This window comes from Spiroplasma endosymbiont of Megaselia nigra (assembly GCF_003987485.1).
In the GTDB taxonomy this organism is placed as follows: Bacteria; Bacillota_I; Bacilli_A; order Mycoplasmatales; family Mycoplasmataceae; genus Spiroplasma.
This window is the reverse complement of the sequence record NZ_RCOO01000131.1, coordinates 1-3,259: the sequence shown is the minus strand read 5'-3', so window position 1 is coordinate 3,259 and position 3,259 is coordinate 1. Positions and strand designations below refer to the sequence as shown.

At 23.6% G+C, this 3,259-nt stretch carries 2 protein-coding genes; both read left to right on the top strand.

Annotation, left to right across the window (positions count from 1 at the left end; all coding sequences use genetic code 4):
• Positions 1-755 (top strand): hypothetical protein (locus D9R21_RS07275; protein WP_158613915.1); only part of this gene is annotated, 755 nt, incomplete at its 5' end.
• 118 nt (positions 756-873) lie between these two features.
• Complete coding sequence (locus tag D9R21_RS05240) at positions 874-3,063, top strand: hypothetical protein (RefSeq protein ID WP_126821381.1); 2,190 nt, start codon at positions 874-876, stop codon at positions 3,061-3,063.
• Positions 3,064-3,259 lie beyond the last annotated feature (196 nt).

Below are 3,259 nucleotides of genomic sequence, written 5' to 3'. Positions count from 1 at the left end.
TTATTAGAAAGTTAAAAACACGATTATACAGTACTATTACCGACTTATATATTGATGATGCTAAATGAAATAACTATACAACATTACAAAGAGAAGAAACATTGCCACTTAATTTTATTCCAATTGAAATTATTCCTAATAATCCTAATTTTGAACCTTCTGCTCGTTATGGTAAACAATTCGCTAGTATTTTAGATATTATTGCTGAAAAAATAATGTTAGACCCATTATTAAATAGTGGTAAATTTACCATTAATACTAATGGGGTGACTGGTGTTGTTGACCAAGAAATTAGTAAAATGCTGGCATCATTTATTGAAAATGATTTGTTATTAGTTGAAGGAGACCACGATAGTAATTTTCAACCAGTAGACTATATTGCTGGTAATTTTAAAGGTGAACAATTAAATAAAATATATGATTGATTATTAACTAATTACTATAAAATAAATCGCCATCATGTTACTGCTATTGCTAAAGGGGCTCAACAAACTCAAGCGGAAGTTGCTGGTGTAAATATTCAAACAAACGCATCATATGAACAAATGATATATATTAGAGAAATTAAATTAACTGAATTTATTATTAAGTTAATTAAATATGATAATGCGATTTTAAACAGTAGAACATTCAATATTAAAAATATTGATGAGTTAATTGTTGATGTTTGCTTACCAGTAAATGCCACTTTAAACAGACAATTAAAAAATGATGAAAATTTTATTAATATTGCAAACAAAGAAGGAAAGTGATAATAGTGAGTGATTTTTGACTAATACTTATCATAATTTTAGGAAATAATATTTTTTATTTGTTATTAGCTTTGATAATAATTTTAGGAGATAAAGAAAAAAGAAAAGGAGAACAAGAATAATGTTAAAACCATCTGAAAAAATGTTAGCACAATTAGCGGAAAATGATGAACCAATTGATTATTCAATTGATAGTATTCCGTTAGATTTTGCTAATCAATCGCGGTACAGTGACCCCGATTTAGAACAATTATTTACTGAAGACCGTGCTAGAACCTTATATATTTATAAAATTAATAATCTTGTTAATACAAAACAAAAACCAACCTTAAACTACTCTCAAAATAGCGTTAAAATCGGTTTTATTGACAAAGATGAATATATTAAGATTATTGGTTATGAAATTAGTGATTTTAATTTTAAATTACAAATACAACAAAACACCACAGTTCAAGATAATAGCACAAGTTATGTAATGATTGATGAAAAAGACATTTTAATTAATTATATTTCAAAACAAGATAAAACATTTTTAGAAACATTAGACTTAAAAATAGTATCTATTAATGAACCAATTACTGAAGACAATAAAAATGAATGTTATATTATTGAAGAATACAAACGTCATTATTCATCCGATGGTATTGACATTATTAAATCTACTCATTTAGTCAAAATAACTGACTTTAAATGAAAAAACCAAAATAGTATTCATTTAGTTTTACAAAAATTATTGCCATATGACACAGTATTTACTGGGATTGAAATTAAATACCCTAAATCGATGCTATTTGGAAATATTAAATGTTGAGGTAATGTTAATGGTATTTACTCTTATCCATCATCAAATATTGAAAATGCTAATTTAGTACCTTTATTATCAATGCCAATAGAAACAAATCCTAACGTACGAATATTTCAGTATTGATTTACAGAAAGTTTTTTACCGTGAAGCATTGCAAAAAACTATATTCAAGGTAAAGATATATTAGGTTTATTAGATATTAAAGAATTAAATATTGTTTTATTAAATTATTTAACATATCTTTATAATTATGATAGAAAATTTCAAGGTGCAAAATATGATGAAAAAGGCAATCCTACAAATAAATCAGCTATATTACGCCAAAAATTCGAAGGACAAAAACCAGAAGATGTAATTGATGGTTTATTTGAAAACTGAAAATTAGATAATTATAAATCTTTAAATGATAATGCTGTCAAAAGATTTAAACAAATTATTTATATGTTATCAAACTATACATATAGTAAATACGCAATTAATAAAGGTTATAATGATGATATTAAATTATTTGCTCCTTATTATTTCGAATTAATTTCAAATCCTAATAAAATAGAAGATGATTATTGAGAATTTAAAGATTGTCAAGTATTATTAAATTCATCATATTTTAATTTTTCTGGTGGACCCATGCCACCTAAAAATTACTGAAAAGAAGTTTATGCAAGTGAAAAACCAATTAATATAGTTGATAATAAGTATTATTTTGTTGTGTGGCGTGGTGATAAAAATGATAATTGAAGAATTGCAAAATTTAAAAATGATAATACATATATAAAAATAGATGAATATAATAATTTTTGGGGAATTCGTAAAGTTTTTGTTAATAATTATGGCGATGGAATTGTTATAAACAAAATAAAAGATAATCAAGAATTAAAATATAGAATTTGGCCTAATAATGATTATTTTAAAGCAGTTTATCGTTGAAATAATAACAGTGGACCCAATACACCAATTATTGACCCAATAACAGGACAAATTATCGATTGAAATTTAAAACAGCAAAATAATAACAACGAAAATGATGAAATTAAAGTGACTGTTAAAATTAAAGATATTTCAGAAAATCATATTTATCAATTAGAAGCAAATTATTTTAATTGATTATCAATAACAAATGAATTAGAAACAAATAATATACCCTCGCTTATACCTGCTGAAATTAAATTATCAGATGGCGAATATGGCAAGTATTTAACTAATTTAATTGTTTCTAATGACAAAATAGAAAACTATTTAAATTATTTTTCTCAATGATATAGATTACTTTATTCAAAAGCGGCTTGAATAAGTATGACTAAAAATTTTGTTGAAGATAGTATTAAAATAACTTTTTATAAACACGAAAAATTATTTATTTTAAATCAAATTGAAATATCTGGAATATGAGGTTATGGAAATTATGATATTATAATTTTTACAGAAAAAGAACAAATTAATATTAATAATTTACAGTTATTTAATAAAAAAAATGAAAAATTATCATTGATTACATTAGAAATATAAAAAAGTAATTTTAATATAGAGTGCACCCCAAAAAGTAAGTATTAGTAAAAAAGGTTTATAAACTTTTATTTATTATATCCTTTTCTTTGCGGCTTGAATATCATTTATTTCATTTTTTAACATCATTAATATATTCGTCATGCGATAAGTAAATATTGTTATGAATTGTTGCTTTTTTTAATAAAGAATGAAAACT